The 19,323-nt window shown below is 66.6% G+C and carries 20 protein-coding genes; 5 read left to right on the forward strand and 15 right to left on the reverse strand.

Going from position 1 to position 19,323, the window contains the following annotated elements:
* The first annotated feature begins 185 nt into the window (after positions 1–185).
* The gene (locus FG94_RS01945) at positions 186–1,178 is read left to right on the forward strand and encodes a tripartite tricarboxylate transporter substrate binding protein (RefSeq protein WP_036206252.1); all 993 of its coding nucleotides are present in this window, start codon (positions 186–188) and stop codon (positions 1,176–1,178) included.
* 54 nt (positions 1,179–1,232) lie between these two features.
* On the opposite strand, the gene FG94_RS01950 is transcribed toward FG94_RS01945, so the two are convergent.
* The 3 genes from FG94_RS01950 to FG94_RS01960 all read right to left on the reverse strand — a co-directional run bounded on the left by FG94_RS01950 (position 1,233) and on the right by FG94_RS01960 (position 5,201).
* Positions 1,233–2,165, reverse strand: a complete 933-nt coding sequence (locus tag FG94_RS01950) for a family 43 glycosylhydrolase (protein WP_036206255.1) — start codon at positions 2,163–2,165, stop codon at positions 1,233–1,235.
* Positions 2,166–2,300: 135 nt separating this feature from the next.
* Positions 2,301–4,271, reverse strand: a complete 1,971-nt coding sequence (locus FG94_RS01955; RefSeq protein WP_036206259.1) for a U32 family peptidase — start codon at positions 4,269–4,271, stop codon at positions 2,301–2,303.
* A gap of 198 nt (positions 4,272–4,469) precedes the next feature.
* The gene (locus FG94_RS01960) at positions 4,470–5,201 is read right to left on the reverse strand and encodes a siderophore-interacting protein (RefSeq protein ID WP_036206262.1); all 732 of its coding nucleotides are present in this window, start codon (positions 5,199–5,201) and stop codon (positions 4,470–4,472) included.
* A 66-nt stretch (positions 5,202–5,267) separates the two neighbouring features.
* Between FG94_RS01960 and FG94_RS01965 the strand changes: the two genes are divergently transcribed.
* Positions 5,268–5,744, forward strand: coding sequence for a MarR family winged helix-turn-helix transcriptional regulator (locus FG94_RS01965; RefSeq protein WP_229445814.1), 477 nt, complete (start codon positions 5,268–5,270; stop codon positions 5,742–5,744).
* On the opposite strand, the gene FG94_RS01970 is transcribed toward FG94_RS01965, so the two are convergent.
* The 4 genes from FG94_RS01970 to FG94_RS01985 form a co-directional block, all read right to left on the reverse strand.
* Positions 5,708–6,259 carry a putative glycolipid-binding domain-containing protein gene (locus FG94_RS01970; RefSeq protein WP_036206268.1) on the reverse strand — a complete coding sequence of 184 codons (552 nt, stop codon included), beginning with the start codon at positions 6,257–6,259 and terminating at the stop codon, positions 5,708–5,710. The genes FG94_RS01965 and FG94_RS01970 overlap by 37 nt on opposite strands.
* 75 nt (positions 6,260–6,334) lie before the next feature.
* Positions 6,335–6,532, reverse strand: a complete 198-nt coding sequence (locus tag FG94_RS01975) for a hypothetical protein (protein WP_027864111.1) — start codon at positions 6,530–6,532, stop codon at positions 6,335–6,337.
* A 231-nt stretch (positions 6,533–6,763) separates the two neighbouring features.
* Positions 6,764–7,723, reverse strand: coding sequence for a chemotaxis protein (locus FG94_RS01980; protein WP_027864110.1), 960 nt, complete (start codon positions 7,721–7,723; stop codon positions 6,764–6,766).
* A gap of 129 nt (positions 7,724–7,852) precedes the next feature.
* Complete coding sequence (locus FG94_RS01985; protein WP_036206271.1) at positions 7,853–9,736, reverse strand: AI-2E family transporter; 1,884 nt, start codon at positions 9,734–9,736, stop codon at positions 7,853–7,855.
* Positions 9,737–9,919: 183 nt separating this feature from the next.
* Between FG94_RS01985 and FG94_RS01990 the strand changes: the two genes are divergently transcribed.
* Complete coding sequence (locus FG94_RS01990) at positions 9,920–10,390, forward strand: SgcJ/EcaC family oxidoreductase (RefSeq protein ID WP_200879926.1); 471 nt, start codon at positions 9,920–9,922, stop codon at positions 10,388–10,390.
* A 127-nt stretch (positions 10,391–10,517) separates the two neighbouring features.
* A complete protein-coding gene (locus FG94_RS01995) occupies positions 10,518–10,853 on the forward strand; it encodes a hypothetical protein (protein WP_036206274.1) in 336 nt (111 codons plus the stop codon).
* 67 nt (positions 10,854–10,920) lie between these two features.
* Here FG94_RS01995 and FG94_RS02000 read toward each other — a convergent pair whose 3' ends face one another.
* The 8 genes from FG94_RS02000 to FG94_RS27025 form a co-directional block, all read right to left on the reverse strand.
* A complete protein-coding gene (locus FG94_RS02000) occupies positions 10,921–11,559 on the reverse strand; it encodes a DVUA0089 family protein (RefSeq protein ID WP_036206277.1) in 639 nt (212 codons plus the stop codon).
* An 87-nt stretch (positions 11,560–11,646) separates the two neighbouring features.
* On the reverse strand, positions 11,647–13,920 hold the full coding sequence (locus FG94_RS02005; protein WP_229445816.1) for a hypothetical protein: 2,274 nt from the start codon (positions 13,918–13,920) through the stop codon (positions 11,647–11,649).
* Between the two features lie 274 nt (positions 13,921–14,194).
* The gene (locus FG94_RS02010) at positions 14,195–14,638 is read right to left on the reverse strand and encodes a DUF4440 domain-containing protein (protein WP_036206281.1); all 444 of its coding nucleotides are present in this window, start codon (positions 14,636–14,638) and stop codon (positions 14,195–14,197) included.
* Between the two features lie 21 nt (positions 14,639–14,659).
* Positions 14,660–15,007 carry a copper-binding protein gene (locus tag FG94_RS02015; RefSeq protein ID WP_036206283.1) on the reverse strand — a complete coding sequence of 116 codons (348 nt, stop codon included), beginning with the start codon at positions 15,005–15,007 and terminating at the stop codon, positions 14,660–14,662.
* A 51-nt stretch (positions 15,008–15,058) separates the two neighbouring features.
* Positions 15,059–16,453 carry a multicopper oxidase family protein gene (locus tag FG94_RS02020; RefSeq protein WP_036206287.1) on the reverse strand — a complete coding sequence of 465 codons (1,395 nt, stop codon included), beginning with the start codon at positions 16,451–16,453 and terminating at the stop codon, positions 15,059–15,061.
* A gap of 14 nt (positions 16,454–16,467) precedes the next feature.
* The gene (locus FG94_RS02025; protein WP_051995996.1) at positions 16,468–17,883 is read right to left on the reverse strand and encodes a TolC family protein; all 1,416 of its coding nucleotides are present in this window, start codon (positions 17,881–17,883) and stop codon (positions 16,468–16,470) included.
* 13 nt (positions 17,884–17,896) lie between these two features.
* Positions 17,897–18,238 (reverse strand): hypothetical protein, encoded by a 342-nt coding sequence (locus FG94_RS02030; RefSeq protein ID WP_051995998.1) that lies wholly within the window; start codon positions 18,236–18,238, stop codon positions 17,897–17,899.
* A 107-nt stretch (positions 18,239–18,345) separates the two neighbouring features.
* Complete coding sequence (locus FG94_RS27025) at positions 18,346–18,765, reverse strand: hypothetical protein (protein WP_152570803.1); 420 nt, start codon at positions 18,763–18,765, stop codon at positions 18,346–18,348.
* A gap of 198 nt (positions 18,766–18,963) precedes the next feature.
* Between FG94_RS27025 and FG94_RS02040 the strand changes: the two genes are divergently transcribed.
* Positions 18,964–19,305 carry a DUF3703 domain-containing protein gene (locus FG94_RS02040; protein ID WP_036206292.1) on the forward strand — a complete coding sequence of 114 codons (342 nt, stop codon included), beginning with the start codon at positions 18,964–18,966 and terminating at the stop codon, positions 19,303–19,305.
* Positions 19,306–19,323 lie beyond the last annotated feature (18 nt).

Consider the following 19,323-nt stretch of genomic DNA (forward strand, 5'->3'; position numbering starts at 1 on the left):
TACAGGTTAGTTCATTTCTTATAATTAAGCTAGGTTTCCTTTGCGAAAATTGATGACGATGTTGTAATTAGTGCGGGTGCATGGCTTGGCTACGTATTTCCACGTAGCGTACGGGCCGTGTTGCTGGGCGACGGATAGGATAAACTGTCCGCTCAATACCAAATCATCAACAAAGGATGGAGACTATGCGACAATTTTTCGGCAGCGCCGGACGTACCACCTTGAAGCTGGCATGTGTAGCGGCGGCATCGGCAATTTCTTTCAGCGCGCTGGCCCAGAACTGGCCGAGCTCGACCGTGACGGTGGTGGTGCCATGGCCGCCGGGCGGACCCTCGGACATCGCGGCGCGTCCGCTGGCCAAGGGCCTGACGCAGGGCCTGGGCCAATCCTTCGTGATCGACAACCGCGCCGGCGGTGGCGGCAACATCGGCACGGCGGCCGTCACCCGCGCCAAGCCGGATGGCTCGACGCTCCTGATCACCTCGAGCGCGCCGATTGTGATCAATCCGAGCCTGTACAAGAACATGAGCTTCGACCCGCTGAAGGACCTGGCGCCGGTCACCAACCTGCTGCGCGTGCCGCTGGTGCTGGTCGCCGGCCCGAACGTGCCGGCCAAGAACCTGAAGGAGCTGATGGCTTTCATCCAGTCCAAGAAGGGCCAGTTCTCGTATGGCTCCTCGGGCAACGGCACGCCGCAGCACCTGACCAGCGAACTGTTCGCCAGCGTGACCAAGCTGCAGATGACCCACGTGCCCTATAAAGGGTCGGCGCCGGCGATCTCCGACCTGCTGGGCGGCCACATCCCCATGATGTTCGACAGCACCATCGCAATCATGCCGCATATCAAGAGCGGCAAGGTCAAGCCGATCGCGATCTCGAGCGCCAAGCGTTCGCCGCTGCTGCCCGACGTGCCGACCTTCGCCGAAGCCGGCCTGCCGCAGATCGAGTCCTATGCCTGGTACGGCATGTTCGCTCCGGCCAAGACGCCGGCGAACGTGATCGCCAAGATCAATGCCGAGGCGATCAAGGTCATGAAGGGACCGGAGTTCCAGAAGGTGCTGGCCGATACCGGTTCCGACTTCGTGGGCGACACGCCGGCGAACTTCGGCAAGTTCGTGCAGGCCGAGCATGCTCGTTGGGGCAAGGTCGTGAAGGACAGCGGCGCGACGGTCGACTGAGCTCCCTGACTTTCAACGCAAAACGCCGCCCAGGGCAACAGGGCGGCGTTATTCTTAGCGCGTGACCTGGCGGATCCTGCCGTCCGCCTCGTACTCGAGCGGCGCGATCGCGATCGAATGGCGGTGGCTGCCGCCGCCCGGCAGCAGATTGTCGTGATAAAAGAGCCAGCTTCTACCATCATGCTCGACGATGGCCTGGTGGTTGGTCGAGATTGTCAGGTAGTCGAGCACCACGCCGCGGTAGGTGAAGGGCCCCAATGGCGATCTGCCGGTGGCGTACAGGATCTGTCCGGGCCAGCCGCTGGAAAAAGTGAAGTAGTAGACGCCGCCGCGCTGGTGCAGGAAGGGGGCTTCGCCGAATTTCTTCTTCGGGTCGGCTGCCGGCAGCCCCGCGATGGCCACGTCCAGGATCGGCCCGTCCAGGCTCACCATGTCGGCCTTCAGCTTGACGACCTTGGGCACCCGGGTGCCGAAGTACAGGTAGGCCTGGCCATCCCTGTCGACGAACACGGCGGGGTCGATCGGCTCGTCGCCGGCGTTAAGGTCGTGCGCCTTGTCGACCAGCGGGTCGAGGCGTGCATCCACGAAGCCGCCGTCCGGGCGGCTGGAGACGGCGACGCCGATCTTGTCGCCGCCGACCGGCGCGTAGAAATAGTAGTTGCCGTTGCGGTAGGCCGCTTCCGGCGCCCAGGCCTTGGCATCCGGCTTTGCCCATTTGAACACCCTCACGTCGAGCGGCACGCCGGCATCCTGCCAGCTGCGCATGTCCTTCGAGGTGTACAGGCGCCAGGTGACCGAATCCCAGTACTTTCCGCTATTCGAGGCGTCGTCGGTGGCGTACAGGTAGAACTTGCCGCCATCGAGCGGGAACCAGTGCGGCGACGGGTCGGCATTGAAGCGCGGCGAGATCGGCTCGGCTGCCTGGGCAGGCAGGACGAAGGCAAGGGCCAGCGGTAAGGCGGCCAGGTAGGGCATGGGGCGCTGCATCGGGACATCTCCGGAATGGACATGCCGCCATGCTAGCGCCCGCGCGCCGCCCAGGGGCGGCCGCAAGCCACATGCTCAACGTGTTAATTGCCCGGCCCGAGCCGGGCGGGGATTTTTTACCAGTTGGTAAAAACCTCAGGCGCGCGGGCGCTGCTTGTGGAAGACCAGCGGGCTGTAAGGCACGGCCGAGGGCGGCGGCTGCTTGAGGATGTTGTCCTTCATCGCGCCCACCACGTGCATCTCGCAGGGCTTGCAGTCGAAGCGAAGGGTGTAGCGCTCGTTGCCGCTCACCAGGGTCATCGGCTCGGCCTTGACCTGGCCCTGCACGCCCTGGACACCCTTGGCCTGCTTGGGGCACAGGTTGAAGGAGAAGCGCAGGCAGTGCTTGGTGATCATCAGGGACACCTCGCCCGGCTCTTCGTGCGACTCGTAGGCCGCGTCGATCAGCTGCACGCCGTGCTTGTGGTAGAAGGCGCGCGCCTTGTCGTTGTAGACGTTGGCCAGGTAGCTCAGCTGCTGCTCCGGATAGACCGCCGGCGGCTCGGCTGCCGCCTTGCGCTGGGGACGGTCCCAGCTTGCCAGGCGCGCCGCTTCATGGGCGGCGATGGCGTCGCGGCGCAGCGCATTGATCGCGCTGGAGGCCACGAACCAGGGTTGCGACAATTGCAGCTCCACCGCGCCGGCCTCGAACATCGTGTTGCCGAGCTTGGCGATGCTGGTGCGCAGCGCGCTTTCCGCCTGCGCCGCCTGCTGGGCCGGCTGCAGCGCGATCACGGCGCTGGTCGCGGTCTCGATGCCGTCCTCGTCGCGCAGCGTCAGGCGCAGGCCGTCGGGCTGCTCGGCCAGCAGCAGGTCGACCCGGACCTTGCGCTCGGACGACTTCTTGCTCAGCGCCGATTCCCAGTGATGGTCGCGGTTGCGGTGCACGATGGTGCCGACCTTCAGGCCGGCCAGGCTCTTGACGGGTTCGTTCGGGAACACGCGCCAGTTCTGGCCATCCGCGTCCTCGCCCAGCTTCTGCGCCGTGTTGGCCTGGATGCCGACCGTCTCGCGCTTGTTCATGTAGTTCAGGCCGTCGCCGTTGGCCATCGCCGCATTGGTGGCCAGGTCGATGAAATCCGGGCCGATGCGGGTAACCGTGCCCAGTTCCACGCCGATGTACTTGGGCGAGTCGAAGGCGCCGATGTCGTCCTGGCGGCCGAGCGCGAAGTAGTCGGTGTGGCCGCGGTGGAAGTTCTTGTCGACGTCCGGGGTGAACAGCACGCGGGTATTGCCGCTGGACGCGCGCGCGTATTCCGGACGGCGCTCGAGCAGCTCGTCGAGCAGCAGGCGGTAGTGGGCCGTGATGTTCTTCACGTAGCCCATGTCCTTGTAGCGGCCCTCGATCTTGAACGAGCGGATGCCGGCGTCGACCAGGGCTTCCAGGTTGCGGCTCTGGTCGTTGTCCTTCATGGACAGCAGGTGCTTTTCGTAGGCGACCACGCGGCCCTGGCCATCGCTCAGGGTATACGGCAGGCGGCAGGCCTGCGAACAGTCGCCGCGGTTGGCGCTGCGGCCGGTGTCGGCGTGCGAGATGTAGCACTGGCCCGAGAAGGCCACGCACAGGGCGCCGTGCACGAAGTATTCGAGCGGGGTATCCACTTGCGCCTTGATCTTGCGGATCTGCTCGACGGTCAGCTCGCGCGCCAGCACCAGCTGCGAGAAGCCGACGTCGCCCAGGAACTTCGCCTTTTCCACGGTACGGATGTCGCACTGGGTCGAGGCGTGCAGCTGGATCGGCGGCAGGTCCATCTCCAGCAGGCCCATGTCCTGGATAATCAGGGCGTCGACGCCCGCCTCGTACAGCTGCCAGATCTGCTGGCGGGCCAGGTCGAGTTCGCTGTCGTGCATGATCGTGTTCATGGTCACGAAGATGCGCGCGCGGTAGCGGTGGGCGAATTCGACCAGGGCGGCGATGTCCTCCAGCGGATTGCTGGCATTGTGGCGCGCGCCGAAGGCGGGGCCGCCGATGTACACCGCGTCGGCGCCGTGGAGGATGGCCTCGCGGCCGATCTCGGCGGTTTTGGCGGGCGACAGCAGTTCAAGCTGGTGGTCGAGCAGTGACATGGCGGGAATCCTTGATGCGAAGGGCGAAATTATAGCCAAATCAAGGCGTTAAGTCATTCGCGATCATCGCCGGCGTGGTGGCGCTCGACGCGCCGCCAATGCCCGCTCAGGCGAACCGCGTGTATCGGCGGTATATGTAAATTGCCGCGAGAGGCTTTACACGCATTTAGCCAGCGTTTTCCATCGGGCTGGGCCGGCTCAGTCGAGATGCTCGTGGTGGTCGGCCACGCCTTGCTTCCAGTATGCAGAGACGCGCATGGCGTCTTTCGCGATGCCCTTTTCCTCGAGCAGCACGCTGCGAACCTGCCTGGCGGTCGCGGCTTCGCCGGCAAACCAGGCAAAACCTTCGCCCGCGGGCAGGGACAGGGCGCGCAGGGCAGCCACCAGGTCCGCGTCGCTGTCGACCCAGCACACCTCGACCTGCGCCTGCGAGACCGGCGGCATGCGGTCGGCGCCGTCGGCCGCGATCACGGCCAGCACCCGGCTGCCGGCAGGCAGCTCGGCCAGGCGGCGCCGGATCGCGGGCAGGGCGCTGCTGTCGCCCGCCAGCAAGTGCCAGTCGAGGTCTTCCGGGATGATCATCGAGCCCCGCGGTCCCGCAATGACAGCCGGCTGGCCGACGGCGGCGGCGCGTGCCCAGTCGCTCGCCGCGCCGCCGCCATGCAGCGCGAACTCCAGACTGACTTCACGCGCGTCGGCGTCATAGTCCAGCGGAGTAAAGTCGCGCCGGACCTCGGCGCCGTCATCGCCGGCGAAGATGAACTTGACGTGGTCGTCGAACGAGGCCGACACGAACCGGGCAAGACCATCGCCGCGGAAACGGATGCGTATGAAGGAGTCGCCGAGCGCTTCAATGCGGGAAACGGTGACATCACGGATGTGCAGTTCATGGCGCACGCGTCGTACGCCCTTGCGGTTTGGCTGTTCCATGCTGATCCAAATTGGTTGATGATATCATCTATTATGGATAATTTAGTTGATGAGGTCAACCATCGTATGAGCCAGCTTCCCCCTCGCCCCGGCAGCGACGTCTTCGAAGCGATCCACGAGATCATGCATCTCTATCGCGCCCAGCAATACCGTGCGCTGCGCGCCGGTGCCCACGAACTCACCCACATGGAGAACCGGGCGCTCGGCCATATCGCGCGTCATCCGGGAGCGACCGGCCGCGACCTGGTGCAGCGCTCGGGTCGCGACAAGGCGCAGGTCACGCGCTTGGTGCAAGGCTTGCGCGAGAAAGGCCTGGTGGAGGCACGCACCGACGAGGCCGACCGCCGCAGCACCCGCCTGTACCTGAGCGCCAGCGGCCAGGCCGTGCACGCCGAATTGCGGCAGGCCGGCCTGGTGCTGGCGGCCCAGGCACTTGCCGGGCTGGACGAGGGCGAGTTGGGCCAGCTCGAGACCCTGCTGGACCGGGTGCAGGAAGGGCTGCGCGCTCAGGCCGGGAGCAGCCGGGTGAACAGCGAAGGGTAGTGCCGCACCAGGCCGTCGGCATCCAGTTCCAGTTCGGCCTGGAAGTCGCCGATCGGCCCCTCGTACAGGTAGCGGCCATCGGCCAGCCGGGTATAGGCCTGCTCCATGCGGCGCGCCGCCAGCGCGGGCACGGGAATGTAGACGACCGCGATCCTGGTGCGCGCTTGCAGGACGGCGCCGAGCCGCCGTACCGGCAGGGTGTTGGTGAAGGGCGTGGCGGCGATGTCGACGTCGGTGCAGCCGCCGAGCTGGGGCTGGACCGCGCCGTCGCCGTCGCGCCAGTGGCCGCTACCGTCGCTGGTAAGCACCAGGGAGGCGCCGCCGGCCGCGTGCACCTCGACCGAGCGTACCCGCCAGGCGGTATCGCAGCAGATCCGGTAGCTGCAGCCGAAGGGCGCGTCGCCGCAATCGCCGACGACGACGCCGTCGGCGACGATCAGGTCGTCCCGGTAATCAAGATTCAGGTGTTCCAGCCCGATGCCGTCGAGCGGCTGCCAGCGGTATGCATGTCCCATGATCGGCCTTGTCGGATCGAGCTAGCACGGTAGCACGGCGCACGGACGCTTGCAGGGTTAGGGATGACGGAAGCGTCAGTCGTTGCGGGGATAGCGGCGCCGTTCGCCCTTGCGGCGGCGCTCGGGCTGGTCGATGGCGCGCAGCAGGATGTCGCGCGGGATATGGCAATTGTCGAGGTAGTCGAGGGCGAAACGCAGGCCCCGGGTTTCCGCCAGAAAGAAGGCGTACTCGGCAGTTACAGCGGTGTTGTCGTCTCGTCTTCGTTGCGGCATGGTGTGCTCTCCGCGGGAACGGCGGCATGCTTGCCGCGCGAACCCGCTTGTTCTGTCGGCGGAGAAAGTGTTCCCCGCCTGGCCGGTACCCCCGATAAGCTACCGACTTGTTGTCAATAATACATTCTCCGCCGCTGCGCACGATGTCGAATGTGTTAATGTTTGTTACATCACAACGAATGTGATGCGTGTCGGGTTGACTGCCGTGAAAAAAACCTGAGTTGGCGGGACTTACTGGCGCAGGAGGCGCCGGATCGTCGCCGCCAGCTCCTCGGCCGAGAACTTGGCCACGTAGGCGTCGGCCTGCACGTTCTTGACATGCTCTTCGTTCGTGGTGCCGGACAGCGACGAATGGATGATCACCGGCAGGCTGGCGAAGCGGCCGCTCTTCTTGATGGTCCGGGTGAGCGTGAAGCCGTCCATTTCGGGCATCTCGAGGTCGGTCAGTACCAGGGCGACCTTGTCGTGCACGCTCTTGCCCTCGGCTTCGGCGGCACTCGCGATGCTGTTGAGCTGCTCCCAGGCTTCCTTGCCGCTCTTGACCATGATGAAGGGCAGGCCCATGGCGTCCAGGCCCTGTTCGATGAGGGCGCGCGCCACCACCGAATCGTCCGCGGCCAGCACGACCGAACCCGGCTTGATCTGGATCCTGGCGCCGACCGTCTGCTGGTTGATCTCGGGACCCGAATCCGGGTTCATGTTGCGCAGGATGGTTTCGACGTCGAGCACCTGCGCCAGGCGGCTCGGCTGGCCATTTTCTTCCGGCAGGCGGGCAATGCTGGTGACCATGCCGCTGCCGGCGGCGTGCTCGGCCGACATCACCTGGTTCCAGTCCAGGCGCACGATTTCCTCGACGCTCTCGACGGCGAAGGCCTGGGTGGTGCGGGCGAATTCCGTCACCAGCATGATGTTCAGGCCGGTCTTCGGCTTGACCCCGGCGATCGCAGGCAGGTCCAGCACCTGGATGATCTGGCCGCGCAGGTTCACCACCCCCAGCACGTGGGGCATCGAGCCGGCCACGGCGGTGATCTCCGGCATCGCGACGATCTCACGGATCTTGAACACGTTGATGCCGAAGAGTTCGCTGCGCTCGCCGTTCTCGTCGCCGCCGAGGCGGAACAGGAGGAGCTCGAATTTATTGGTGCCGGTGAGATTGCTGCGTTCGTCGACTTCTTGTTGAACCGATTTCATATTCCGCCATGAGAAAAATAGTGCCGATAGGCAAGCATTTTACGTGGGAAACATCCCGAGCCGTAAAGACTGCCGCAAATCTCGCCCATTTTTCTGTGTGAGCACGGTCGGAAAACAACAAACTGCGATTCAACGAACGGGTTCGGGCATGGCGCTGCGGGGCGCGGCATTGCGGTCCGGCGCCACGAAGGCCAGCCCCTCCTCGAACGAGCGCAGGATCATGTCGACATACGCCTCGACCAGGGCCCGTTTCGGCAGCTGCTCGTCGTAGGGCAGCAGGACAGTGACCATCAGCGCTTCCGGCAGGTCGCTGCGCAGTTCGGCCACCGCCGCGCGCCAGGCCTCGAAGTTGTCCTGGCGCGGGTAGGTGATGAACACGGTCGACACCAGCTCGGGCGCGCTGCCTTCCGGACGCTCTACCGGCGCGCCGACCATCAGGCTGCGGGCATCGACGTCGCCCTCGCGCAGCGCGCGCACCAGCAGTTCGGTGAGGAACTCGTCGCGTTCCGACGCCAGCCCAGCGCACAGCACGATCGAGCCGGCCGGCACGTCGAGCGAGCCCTGCCAACGGCCGAAACGCGCTTCGCGCATCTGGCGCAGGTGGGCGCCGATGTTCGCATCGAGCAGCGGTACGGGTTTGCGGCGTCCGCGCGCGCTGCTCTCCGAAGCCGAGGCCACGGTGTCGGCGATGTTGGCGATGACGGCGCGCATGCGCGTTTCCTGCGCCTTGTCGATGGTGCCGGCGCCGAGGTCGGACACCGCCATGCGCAGGCCGGGCAGCAGCACGTGGTCGCAATAGCGCGCGAAGCTGTAGCGGCGCACGTAGGCGCGTGCATCCTTGGTCAGCTCGTCGGCTTCGCCGGCCAGCACGCGCTGGTGGAAGCGCTCGGCGTCCGACATGTTGGGCGCGTCGCCCAGCAGGATGGTGATCGGCGCCAGCGCCCGCACGTGGCGGCCGGCCACCACCAGGCACAGGGTCAGCGGGGTCGACAGCAGCAGGCCGACCGGCCCCCACAGCGCACCCCAGAACAGCGCCGAGACGATCACGGCCAGCGGCGACAGGCCGGAACTGTGGCCGTACACCTTCGGCTCGATGAAATTGGCCAGCACCAGCTCGAAGGCCAGGAAGATCGCCATGCAGGTGAGCGCCAGCGACCAGCCGGGGTCGATGGCGGCCACGAACACCGCGATGATCGTTCCCGCCAGCAGCACGCCCAGGTAGGGCACGAAGCGCAGCACCCCGCTCAGCACGCCCCACAGGATCGCGTGCGGGATCCCGGCCAGCCACAGCGACACGCCGATCACCACGCCGAAGGTGAAGTTCACGATGAATTGCGAGAAGAAGAAGCGCGACACCCCCTGGGCGGCGTCGCCCAGCGTGCGGATGGTACGGCTGACCTCGGCCTGGCCGGCCAGGCGCACCAGCCGGTCGCGCAGCGAGCTTTGCTCGAGCAGGATGAAGACGAGCAGGATCAGCACCACGCCGGCCTCGCCGATCGGGCCCCAGACCAGGTTGATAACCCGTCCCAGCGTGTCCTTCATGGTGCGCGGGGTGCGCACTTCCACCGGCAGCGGCTGGTTGGGGGTGACCACCAGGTTGCCGCGCCGCACCCGCGCCGCCTCGGTGCTCGGCACCGGCGCCACCGCGCTCAGCTCGGCCTCGATGCGGCTGATCGGGCGCTCGACCAGCTCGCGCACATTGGCCACCTTGGTCTTGATCGCCTTGCGGTACTGCGGCAGGTCGCGCGTGATCGTCACCAGCTGGTCGAACAGGACCGCGCCGATGGCGCCCACGCCGGTGGCGACCAGGGCCACCGACAGCAGCACGGCCGGCATGCGCGCCAGCCCGACCCGCGTCATGCTGCGCACCAGCGGCGCCAGCACCAGGCTGAGGATCAGGGCCAGGGCCAGCGGCTCGAGCACTTCACGGCCAAAATACAGGAGGGCGACGACGCAGGTGGCGCTGACGACGGTGCCCGCCGTCAGGCGCAGGGTGGGTGGCAGGACATTCATGCGGGTCGTCGTCGGCTCTTGAAGATGGAAACCGGGTATGTATAAAGGAAAATCCCGCGTTCGCCAAGGGCCGAGCCGCTGTTTCTCGCAGTCGAGCCGGGATGCATATCCGATTTTCGTGGTCAGCGGCGCAGGGCGCCGCTAGAATCGGCCGCATTCCTCAACCCGAGCAAAGGACGCGCCATGCGCAAGATGCTGTTTGCCCCGCTGTTCGCCGCCGTGCTGGCAATGCCGGCACTGGCCCAGACCCAGCCTTCAATGGCCGTGCCGGCCGAGGTCGACCAGCTCCAGCGCGCCTACGAACGCGCCTGGGCGGCGAACGATGCGCCGGCCCTGGCCGCGCTGTTCGCGCCGGACGGCTTCGCGCTGCCGAGCGGCCAGCCGCCGGCGCGCGGCCTTGAAGCCATTCGCCAGGCGTATTCCCACGGCGGCGGCCAGCCGACTACCCTGCGCGCGCTCGACTACCGCGCCTCCGGCGAGCTGGCCTATGTGGTGGGCGCCTACGGTCCCGCGAACGCGGGCCGCGACGTCGGCAAGTTCGTGCTGGTGCTGCGCAAGGTGGACGGGCGCTGGCTGATCGCCGCCGATATCGAAAACGCCAACGGGCGCATGGGGCCGCCGCCGCGTCCGGCAGCGAAGCCGGCCGCCGGCTAGTCCTCCGGGCAGCGCTCCCGCTTGCTTGACATCCGTGCGGCGATTCATGAACCTTGCTTGATTGCTGCCCCGGCCCGTGGGCACGGACGCCGGGCGGCCACGTTTCTCCACGAACGGGAGCACGATCATGAACATCACACCGGACGCTTCGCGCCGTTTGACCGCTGTCCTGGCGGCGCTGGCCCTGGCCGGCTGCGCCGCATCGCACGGCGGCCCATCCACCGCCGCCACCAGCGCTCCGCCTTCCGGTCCATTCTACGGACTGGAAACGGCAACCGGCGGAGGCGCGGCCGGCAGTGCGACGCAACACTCCGACGACGGAAGGATGTGCGCCATGCACCGGCAGATGCAAGCTGCGCCGAACGAGGAAGCGCGGCGGGCGATCGCAGAGCGCCAGATGCAAGACATGTCGCCCGAGCAGCGCGACCAGCACATGGAAATGATGCGCCAGCATTGCAGGTGAAGAAGCGGCGCAGCACGGACTTCGGCGCCGCCATGCCGACGCATGGCGGCGGCTGGCCGCTGTTGCCTCAGGCCCTGGACCGCCCGGCTGTGCGGCGGCGCATTGCCGTCAAGCCGGCCAGCGCGGCGCCCACCAGCCAGATCGAGCCGGGCTCCGGCACGTCGGCCGGGGCCGGCAGGCTCACGTTCAGCAGGTCGAAGGCCCAGGAACCATTGCGCTTGAAGTCCATTTCATCCACGAAACCGTTGCGGAAGTTGCGGTACTGCTCGTCCTGGTAATAGAAGCCGTCCGCCAGGTTGCTGCTGACGTGGTAATTATTGTATTGCTGGAGCGACGCGGTATAGGTGCCCGGCGCCAGTTCGATGCTGTAGTCGATGTCCCAGCACTGGCGGGTGAGCGCGTCGGCGGCGACCGTGCGGCAGCCGCCGTCGTCCTGCTCGCCGATCAGCTGGCCAGCCGAGTTGAACAGCGCCACGATCGGGTCGAAGCCGCCGCGGGCGATCGTCTCGCCGGCGGCGTTGATGCCGCCGGCATACGACCAGGTGCGCAGGCCGACCGTGGACAGGGTGTCGACGGTGAACTGGAACAGCTTGACCTCGTTATCGTAGGCGAACTCTCCGGTGTAGGAGATGTTGGCGGCGCTGGCCGACGAGACGCAGGCGCACAGGGCCAGGAGAAGGGCGATCGGTTTGATTGTCAGTTTCATCGGGTCTGCTCTTTCAGGATGGGGTAAAGGGATATCCGCTGCGACGGCCGCCGTGGCCGTCGCAGCGGCAAGCGTGCTTGAAGCGCCTCAGTTCAGGCCACCGCCGACGACCGTGAGCTTGCTGAAGCTCACGGACTGGCCGACCGTGTTGCTGCCCGAGGAGACGGCCATGCCGACATACAGGGTCGGCGCCGTAACGTTGACGCTGGTCGCCTCGGTCCAGGTGAGGCCGTCGCGCGAAGCCGCCGAGTACAAGGCATTGCCGCGGCGTTCGATGCGCACCCACACCGGCAGGGTCGTCGTCGAATAGCCGGACAGGACCGACTTGTTGTCGCCGTTGATGGCGCGCCGGATCTCACCGGTGCTGGCATAGCGCGCCGTCCACGCGTAGGTGCCCTGGCCGGTCACCGAGTCGGTCGCCAGCAGGCCGGCACGGGCGCCGCTCGCGCTGCCGCCCTGGGTCAGCATCTTCGCCGTCATAGTGAAGTTGCCGGTCAGGGGCATGTACTTGAAGAAGAAGTTGTAGCTGGTGGAGGTCGAGATGTTGCCGCCGCCGGCGACGGTGTACACGCCATTGAGCAGCGAGCTTCCCACCGGCGCCGTCACCGCCGCATTCATCACGCCTTGCCCGACCCCGGAGCTGCAGTTGAACAGTGCCGTGCAGGTGGGTGCGATGACCGGCGGCTGCGGATCGGTCGGTGTAGGATCGGTCGGCGTCGGATCGGTCGGGTTGGTCGGCGGCGTGGTGGTGCTGGCCGCGGTGCAGGTGGCGTCGGTGCCGGGATTGTTGACGCGTCCGGCGCCCGCATTGTTCTTCACGAACACGCAGGCCTGGTCGGCCGGCATGGCGCTGTAGTTGTACGGCGGCGTCCACCTGGTGAGGCGCGGCAGGCCGGTTGCCGCCATCAGGGCGCTCGAGATGTCGATCGCGCCGCCGACCCAGGGCTTGGTGTCGTCGCCCTTGTCGTTGATGAACAGTTCGCCCGAAGCGCGGTAGCTGATCGCGTCCTTGCCGCTGGAGACCTTGCCGCCCACCTGGGACGGCTTCAGGTTCTTGAACAGATAGTAGTTATGTTCGGACAGGACGTCGGACTGGTAGCGCACGTCGAGGCCGCCGGCGAACTTCATGTCCGGATCGGCCGGAGCGGTGTCGCCTTCGAGCAGGTTGTTGAAGGTGTGCAGCTGGCCGAAGCGGATCAGCGGCCGCCGGCTCGCGGTCCCGTGCCAGTGCAGGCCGGTAAAGGTGACGTGCAGGCGTCCGGCATCGCTCCAGGCCCGGCCGCTGTCGCCGTTGCCGACCAGGGTGGTCTTGCCGTGCTTGAAGAACTTGCTGTTCGACAGCGTCACATAGTCGGAGCCGCGCACGATGTCGAGTGCGCCGTCGTGGCGGGTGTCGCTGGCCAGCCGGTCGGGCGTATCGCCGTCGCTGATGGTGACATGATCGACCCAGATGTTCTGCGAGCGCGAAATCGTCACGCCGTCCGCATAGGCGTTCGCCGAATCCTCCGGGTTGACGTCCCAGGGGGTATCGAGGGCGATGTTGCGGATGATGATGTTGCGGGTCCAGGTGGGGAACAGGTCGCCGTCCTTGCCGGCCGCGATCCATGCCTTGAAGTCGGCTTCCGCATCGCCGCCCTGGCTTGCCGCGAGCTCGCCGCCGATCAGGAGCGTGGTGCCGGTGATACGGGCGGCGCGGCCCTGGGCATCGTTGATGCCGACCAGGGTGGAGTTCGACGGGATGCTGACCGAGCCGCCGAACTTCTGGTCGGTGTAGCTTTCGTATTCCTTGAAGACGGTGTTGTTGGCGCTCATCCGCAGGTCGATGTGGCCGACGATCCGGACGATCTTCGGCGCCAGTCCCGCTTCGTTCAGCGCGGCGACCAGCTGCTGGCCGTTGTAGACCGTGTAGATATGCTGGGGCGCCGCATTGCGGCCGCCCGTGACGACCACTTTCTCGTGCGCGCTGCCGCTGCGCTTGTAGCTGTGCCAGCCGGCGTCCGGCGCCACCTCGCATTCGAAAGTCAGGACGCCACCCGTTGGGTCGGAGGTGGCGAACTGCCAGTTCGGCAGCACCGGCGCGGCGCGGTAGTTGGCCGGCGAGTGCTTGCCGCCCACCAGGACCGGCGCCCCGGGCCTGCGGGTGCCGTAGCTGCCCAGCTGGAGCGGCGTGGAAGCGCCGGTGAGGGTCTGGGCGTCGACGCCGTTCAGGGGCAGGGCCGGGCAGCCGGTAGTGGCCGTGGCGCTGGAAACGACAAGGGAAGAGGTTCTCGACATCGACATCGCGGTCGCGGTGTCGGGTTCGCCACCGCCGCAGGCGCTGAGAAGCACGCCGACGGCGGCCGCAAGGCTGGTACGTTGCAAGCTTTGATCACGTTTTAGTCTCCAAAGTGTTATTTTTGACTACAAAACTGTTCAGGCCAATTTTGTATTGCACGTACCACTAGAGCTATTGGTCTGACCAATCAATTAATTGGTATAGGCACTTTGCGAGCTCGTCCATAACTTTCGTATTGACGACCAGTCATCGAGGAGGCCCCTTGTGGGGCGTGCGGCGGGGAGGAAGGGGGGACTTGCCGGCGGGATGCGGGGATGGGTGAAGGTGCGCCCCGGCGCGGGAAGCGCCGGGGCGGCGGGCTTACTTTGCCTTGCGCGACGACCAGTGCACGTGCACGATCGTCCAGCCGTCCCCCTGTTTTTCGAGCACCATCGTGCCGGTACCGAAGGCATGCACAGGCTTGCCGCGCGCGGTGCCGGTGGTCTCGGTTTCTTCCCAGACGATGGCCGTGTTGCCATCGATCCGTTCGCTTTGTTTCAGCAGCTTGCGGCTGGTGGTCTTCGCGAACTCCATGTCGCCGCCCAGGTGATGGTGGGCGTACTCGTCGCGCGAGCGTTCGACGTAGCCGGCCTCGTAGATGGCGACCGCGGGCGACAGCAAGGCGAGCGCCTTGTCCTTGTCGCCGCTGGTGAGCGCTTCGTGGAAAGCCGCGACGGTTTCTTTCGGCGTGGCCGCGAGGGCGGCCGGATGGACGCCTGCGAACGCGACGGCGAGGATGGTCCATGCGAGTGACTGCTTGATCATGTGTGCTCCGTGGCGTGGGTATTACTGCGTCTTCTGCATCTGGACGATGGTAATGGCGCCGTTCAGGCGCTCGGCCGCGAACTGCACCTTGTCGCCAACCTGGACCTGATCGAGCATCGCCGGGTCCTGCACGCGCAGGACCATCGTCATCGCGGCCATGTTGAGATTCCGGATTTCGCCATGGCGCAGCGTGATCTTGCCCGCCTCCTTGTCTATTTTCCTGACCTCGCCTTCGGTGAGCGCAGCCGCGGCGTTCGTCGCGGTCGCTTCATGGGCGCCGTGGCCGTTGTGCTGGTGGTCCTGGCTTGACGCCAGCGGGGCCGCGCCGGCCATCAGGATCGCGAAGAAGTGCTGTGCGAGTGCTTTCATGGTGTGTCTCTCCTTGTTCGTTGATTGCTGATTGCTTGTTTTGGAAAACGCTCAGTGGTGACCCTGGTGCCCCTTGGGCTTGCGCACGGTGACTTCGACGTCGTGCGAGTTCCCGGCCGCGGGCATGGCCTGGCCGCCGGCTGACTGGCTGCGTACCGCCGCGGGCGGCTCGCCCTGCCATTCGTAGGCGACGGTACCGGCCGGATGCTTGTACCAGCCCGGGTCCTTGTAGTCGCGGGCTTTCTGGTCCTTGCGTACTTTCAGCACCGTGAACATGCCGCCCATCTCGACGCCGCCGAAGGGGCCCTGGCCAGTCATCATCGGCAGGGTGTTGTCGGGCAGCGGCATCTCCATGTCACCCATCGACCCGCCCTTGTCTCCCATCACCATGTAGTCGGGAACCAGCTTGCTGATCTTCTCGGCCACGCCGCGGTGGTCGACGCCGATCAGGGTCGGCACGTCATGTCCCATGGCGTTCATGGTGTGGTGCGACTTGTGGCAGTGGAAGGCCCAGTCGCCCGGCTCGTTGGCGATGAACTCGATGGCGCGCATCTGGCCGACGCCGACGTCGGTCGTCACTTCCGGCCAGCGCGACTCCGGCCGGGTCCAGCCGCCGTCGGTGCCCGTCACTTCGAACTCGTGCCCGTGCAGATGAATCGGGTGGTTGGTCATCGTCAGGTTGCCGACGCGGATGCGCACCCGGTCGTTCAGGCGCACGTTCATCGTGTCGATGCCGGGGAAGGCGCGGCTGTTGAAGGTCCACAGGTTAAAGTCCAGCATCTCGTTGACGCGCGGCGTGTAGCTGCCCGGCTCGATATCGTAGGCGTTCAGCAGGAATACGAAGTCGCGGTCGACGCGGTGCTGGGCCGGATTCTTCGGATGCGTGACCCAGAAACCCATCATGCCCATCGCCATCTGCACCATCTCGTCGGCGTGCGGGTGGTACATGAAGGTACCCGGGCGCCGCGCCACGAATTCGTACACGAAGGTCTTGCCCGGTTGGATGCCAGGCTGCGTCAGGCCGGTGACGCCGTCCATGCCGTTCGGCAGGCGCTGCCCGTGCCAGTGGATGCTGGTGTGCTCCGGCAGCCGGTTGGTGACGAAAATGCGCACCCGGTCGCCCTCGACCACTTCGATCGTGGGTCCCGGGCTCTGGCCGTTGTAGCCCCACAGGTTGGCTTTCATGCCGGGTGCGATCTCGCGCACCACGGGTTCGGCGATCAGGTGGAACTCCTTGACGCCGTTGTTCATGCGCCAGGGCAGCGACCAGCCGTTCAGGGTCACCACCGGGTTGTAGGGGCGGCCGTTGGGCGGCGGCGGCGGCGGCTGCGTGGCTGCCGTGTTCATCACGGGCGCTTCCGGCAGGGTGGCGGCGCCTGCGCGGCTCACCAGTCCGGCGCCGACCAGCGCCGCGGCGCCGGTGAAGAAATCTCGTCGAGAACTCATGTTGGTTTCCTTGCTTAGTGCGCCGCGGCGGCGGCGTCGGTACTGGCACTTGGGCCAGCCATGTTCAGGCTCGCGCCACCGCTGCCGCTGATGGCGGCCTGCAGATCGGTATCGGCGATCCAGAAATCACGCTGGGCCTCGATCGCGGCGTTCACGGCGCCGATCGAAGCGCGGGTGTCGGCCAGCAGCTCGAACACGCTCATCAGCATGCCGTTGTAGCGCAGCAGGGTCTCTTCCGAGATCTTCTTGCGCAGCGGGACGATCTCGTCGCGGTAGTGGCGGGCCAGGTCATGGCTCGTTCGGTAGGCGGAATAGGCTTCGCGCACCTGCGAGCGGGCCTGGATGGCGGTATCGGCGGTGCGGTGCACCGTCTGCATGTAGAGCGCCTCGGCTTTTGCCGTGCGCGCACCGCCCCAGTCGAACAAGGGCAGCGCGAGCTCGATCTCGTAGCCGTTTTCGCGCGGCGTGCCGCTCTTGCTGGCATTCGCATAGCCGGCATGCAGCACGTTGACGAAGCCGGTGGCCTTCGACAGCCCGAGTGCGCGCGCAGTCGCCTCGGCCTCCAGCTTCGCCAGGCGCAGGTCGAGACGCTGCTGCATCGCCAGGGTCTCGATGTTGGCGGGCTCGCGCGGCGCTGCCGGCAGCTCGGGTAGCCGGTCCGGTAATTGGAAGGCGGTATGCGCACCCCACACGCCCATCAGCCTGGTAAGCTGCTCGCGGGTGGCGCTGGCATTGTGGCGGGCACGGGCCAGCTGGGCGGCAGCCTCGGCGGAAAAGGCCTGCTCGCGGGCGCTGTCGAGGGCGCTCAGGTTGCCGACCCTGGCCATACGCTGGGCCAGCTCGGCGCCGGCCTGTGCCGCTTCGTGCACCTGTTCGGCGTAGCGCGCCGATTCGTTGGCGGCGACGGCGCGGAACCAGGCCTTGCGGGTGTCAAGCGCGTGGCGCACTGCCGCGCTGGCGGCCACCAGCTTGGCGCTTTCGAAGCGGCGCGCCTCGATGTCGCGGCGCAGCGGCATGGTCAAGAGGCCCACCAGGTCGAACATGACACTGCGTTCTATCTCGGTTTCGCCATGGCCCGACATGCGGCCGAAGCCCAGGCTCGGGTTGGCAAGCCGCCCGGCCTGGACCAGGTCGGCTTCGGCCACGCCCAGCTGGGCCAGCGAGGCGCGCAGGCCGCGGTTGCCCAGCAAGGCCACGCGCACCGCACCGTCGGCTGACAGCGGCTGCTTCAGCAGTGCATCCAGCTCGGCATGGGCGGGGACGTCGCCGGCGCGCGGCAGGCGCAGGTCCTGGCCGGTGCGCTCGGCAGTCCTGGCCGAGACGTCCTCGAGGCCGCCATCGCGTGAAAAGCTGGCGCAGCCGCCAAGCGTGAGGGCGATGGCGCCGATCGCCAGCGCGCGCAGCGCCGGGGGAAATTCTCTGTTAGTCATCGGTCGGCTCCGCTCAGTGGTGCTGGTGCTGCTTGTGCTGCGCGTGCGCCGGCGCCGTGCTTCCCGGTCCCGGCTCGGACGGCGCCGATTCCTTGCGCGGTTCCGCAGCCGGCGCATGGTGCCCGGCATGGCCTGGCTGGCCAGCAACTGTGGCGTTGGCGGCGCGCCAGGCCTTGTCCGGTGGCGGCGCTGCCTTGTCGGTCGATGTGTAGCCGGCCAGGGCTGACTGATAAATGATGGCGGGTACGGCCGCGGCCGGGTCGGCCGGGTCAGGCGTGCGGGATGGCTGTCCAGCATGCGCGTGAAACGCTGCGGCCAGCAGGGTGCCGAAGGCAACCCATCGATGGAGATGCATGGTCAATCCTCGAAATCGGGAACAGCGGTGCGCAGGTGCGCACCAGGGCTCGGCACGCAGCAGCGGCTGATAGCCTCAGGCTGCGCGTGCGCGGTCGATTGCGTGGATCAGCGCCGGGGAGGTCGCTGCAGGCCGTCCGGAATGAAGCCGGTACCGAAGTCGGCGGGAGCGATGACGACGACGTCGGAACCGTCGAAGCTCGGCAGGGGAAGTGAAGCGGAAGGGGGCGCGACTGCGCCGACACAGAAGGCCGAGCATGCGCTGCAGGACGCGTGCGACAACATCGACCCGGACCCGGATCCAGCTGCGTTGTCGGCCGCGGCTGCTTTTGCGGCATGCTCGCCGTGGCCGCCATGGTGGGCGTGTTCGTCGACATCTGCAGCGGCATGGTCCGCATGCGGATGCGCGGCAGCGGCGTGTCGTTGCTGCGAGTGCGCGCACGACAGCTCCATGGTAGCGGCCATCGCATGCAGCGGAAGCGCGGCCATCAGGAGCCAGACCAGCAATGTCGTGAGCAGACGGTTCATAGGTGCGGCGAGTATAGCACGGGCATTTTGGCGCCGGAACAGGCCGGAAGCGGTGGCTGCGAAGCCGCAAGCTCCGCGCGCAAATCGGCTTGACCTTGCCATTGTGGGAAGGACTAGAGTGATCGGAAGCCTGCGGCAGGTCGGCAGGGCCAGGTCTGCCGTCCGCTGCACGAACTTTGTCTGCGAAGGAGCCATGTCATGCATCCCAAACTGAAACGGGCCTATCGGGCCGAAATGATGGCAGCGCGCCGTTCATACCGCAAACGCGAGGATGGAAGTGCGATGCGCCATCTGGAAATCGCCCACGTCATGGCGCAGCAGTACGTCGCGCCGCACGTGGCAACGCATTACTGGATGCTGAAGATCGGCTTGCGGCGCCGTTCGCCGTTGCAGGTGTGGGGGCAGTTGCTGCGGATTGTGCTGGGCGCGATCGGATCGGCCGTGGGCACCGTGCCGGTCGGGAACACCGGCGGGACGAACATCAGCATGTTCCGGCGGCTGCCGGTCGATCCGGCCATCCAGCGCCTGCTCGAGAAATGAAGGCGAAAAGACGACCGT

Origin of the sequence: Massilia sp. LC238 (genome assembly GCF_000735635.1) — a bacterium.
GTDB lineage: Bacteria > Pseudomonadota > Gammaproteobacteria > Burkholderiales > Burkholderiaceae_D > Telluria > Telluria varians.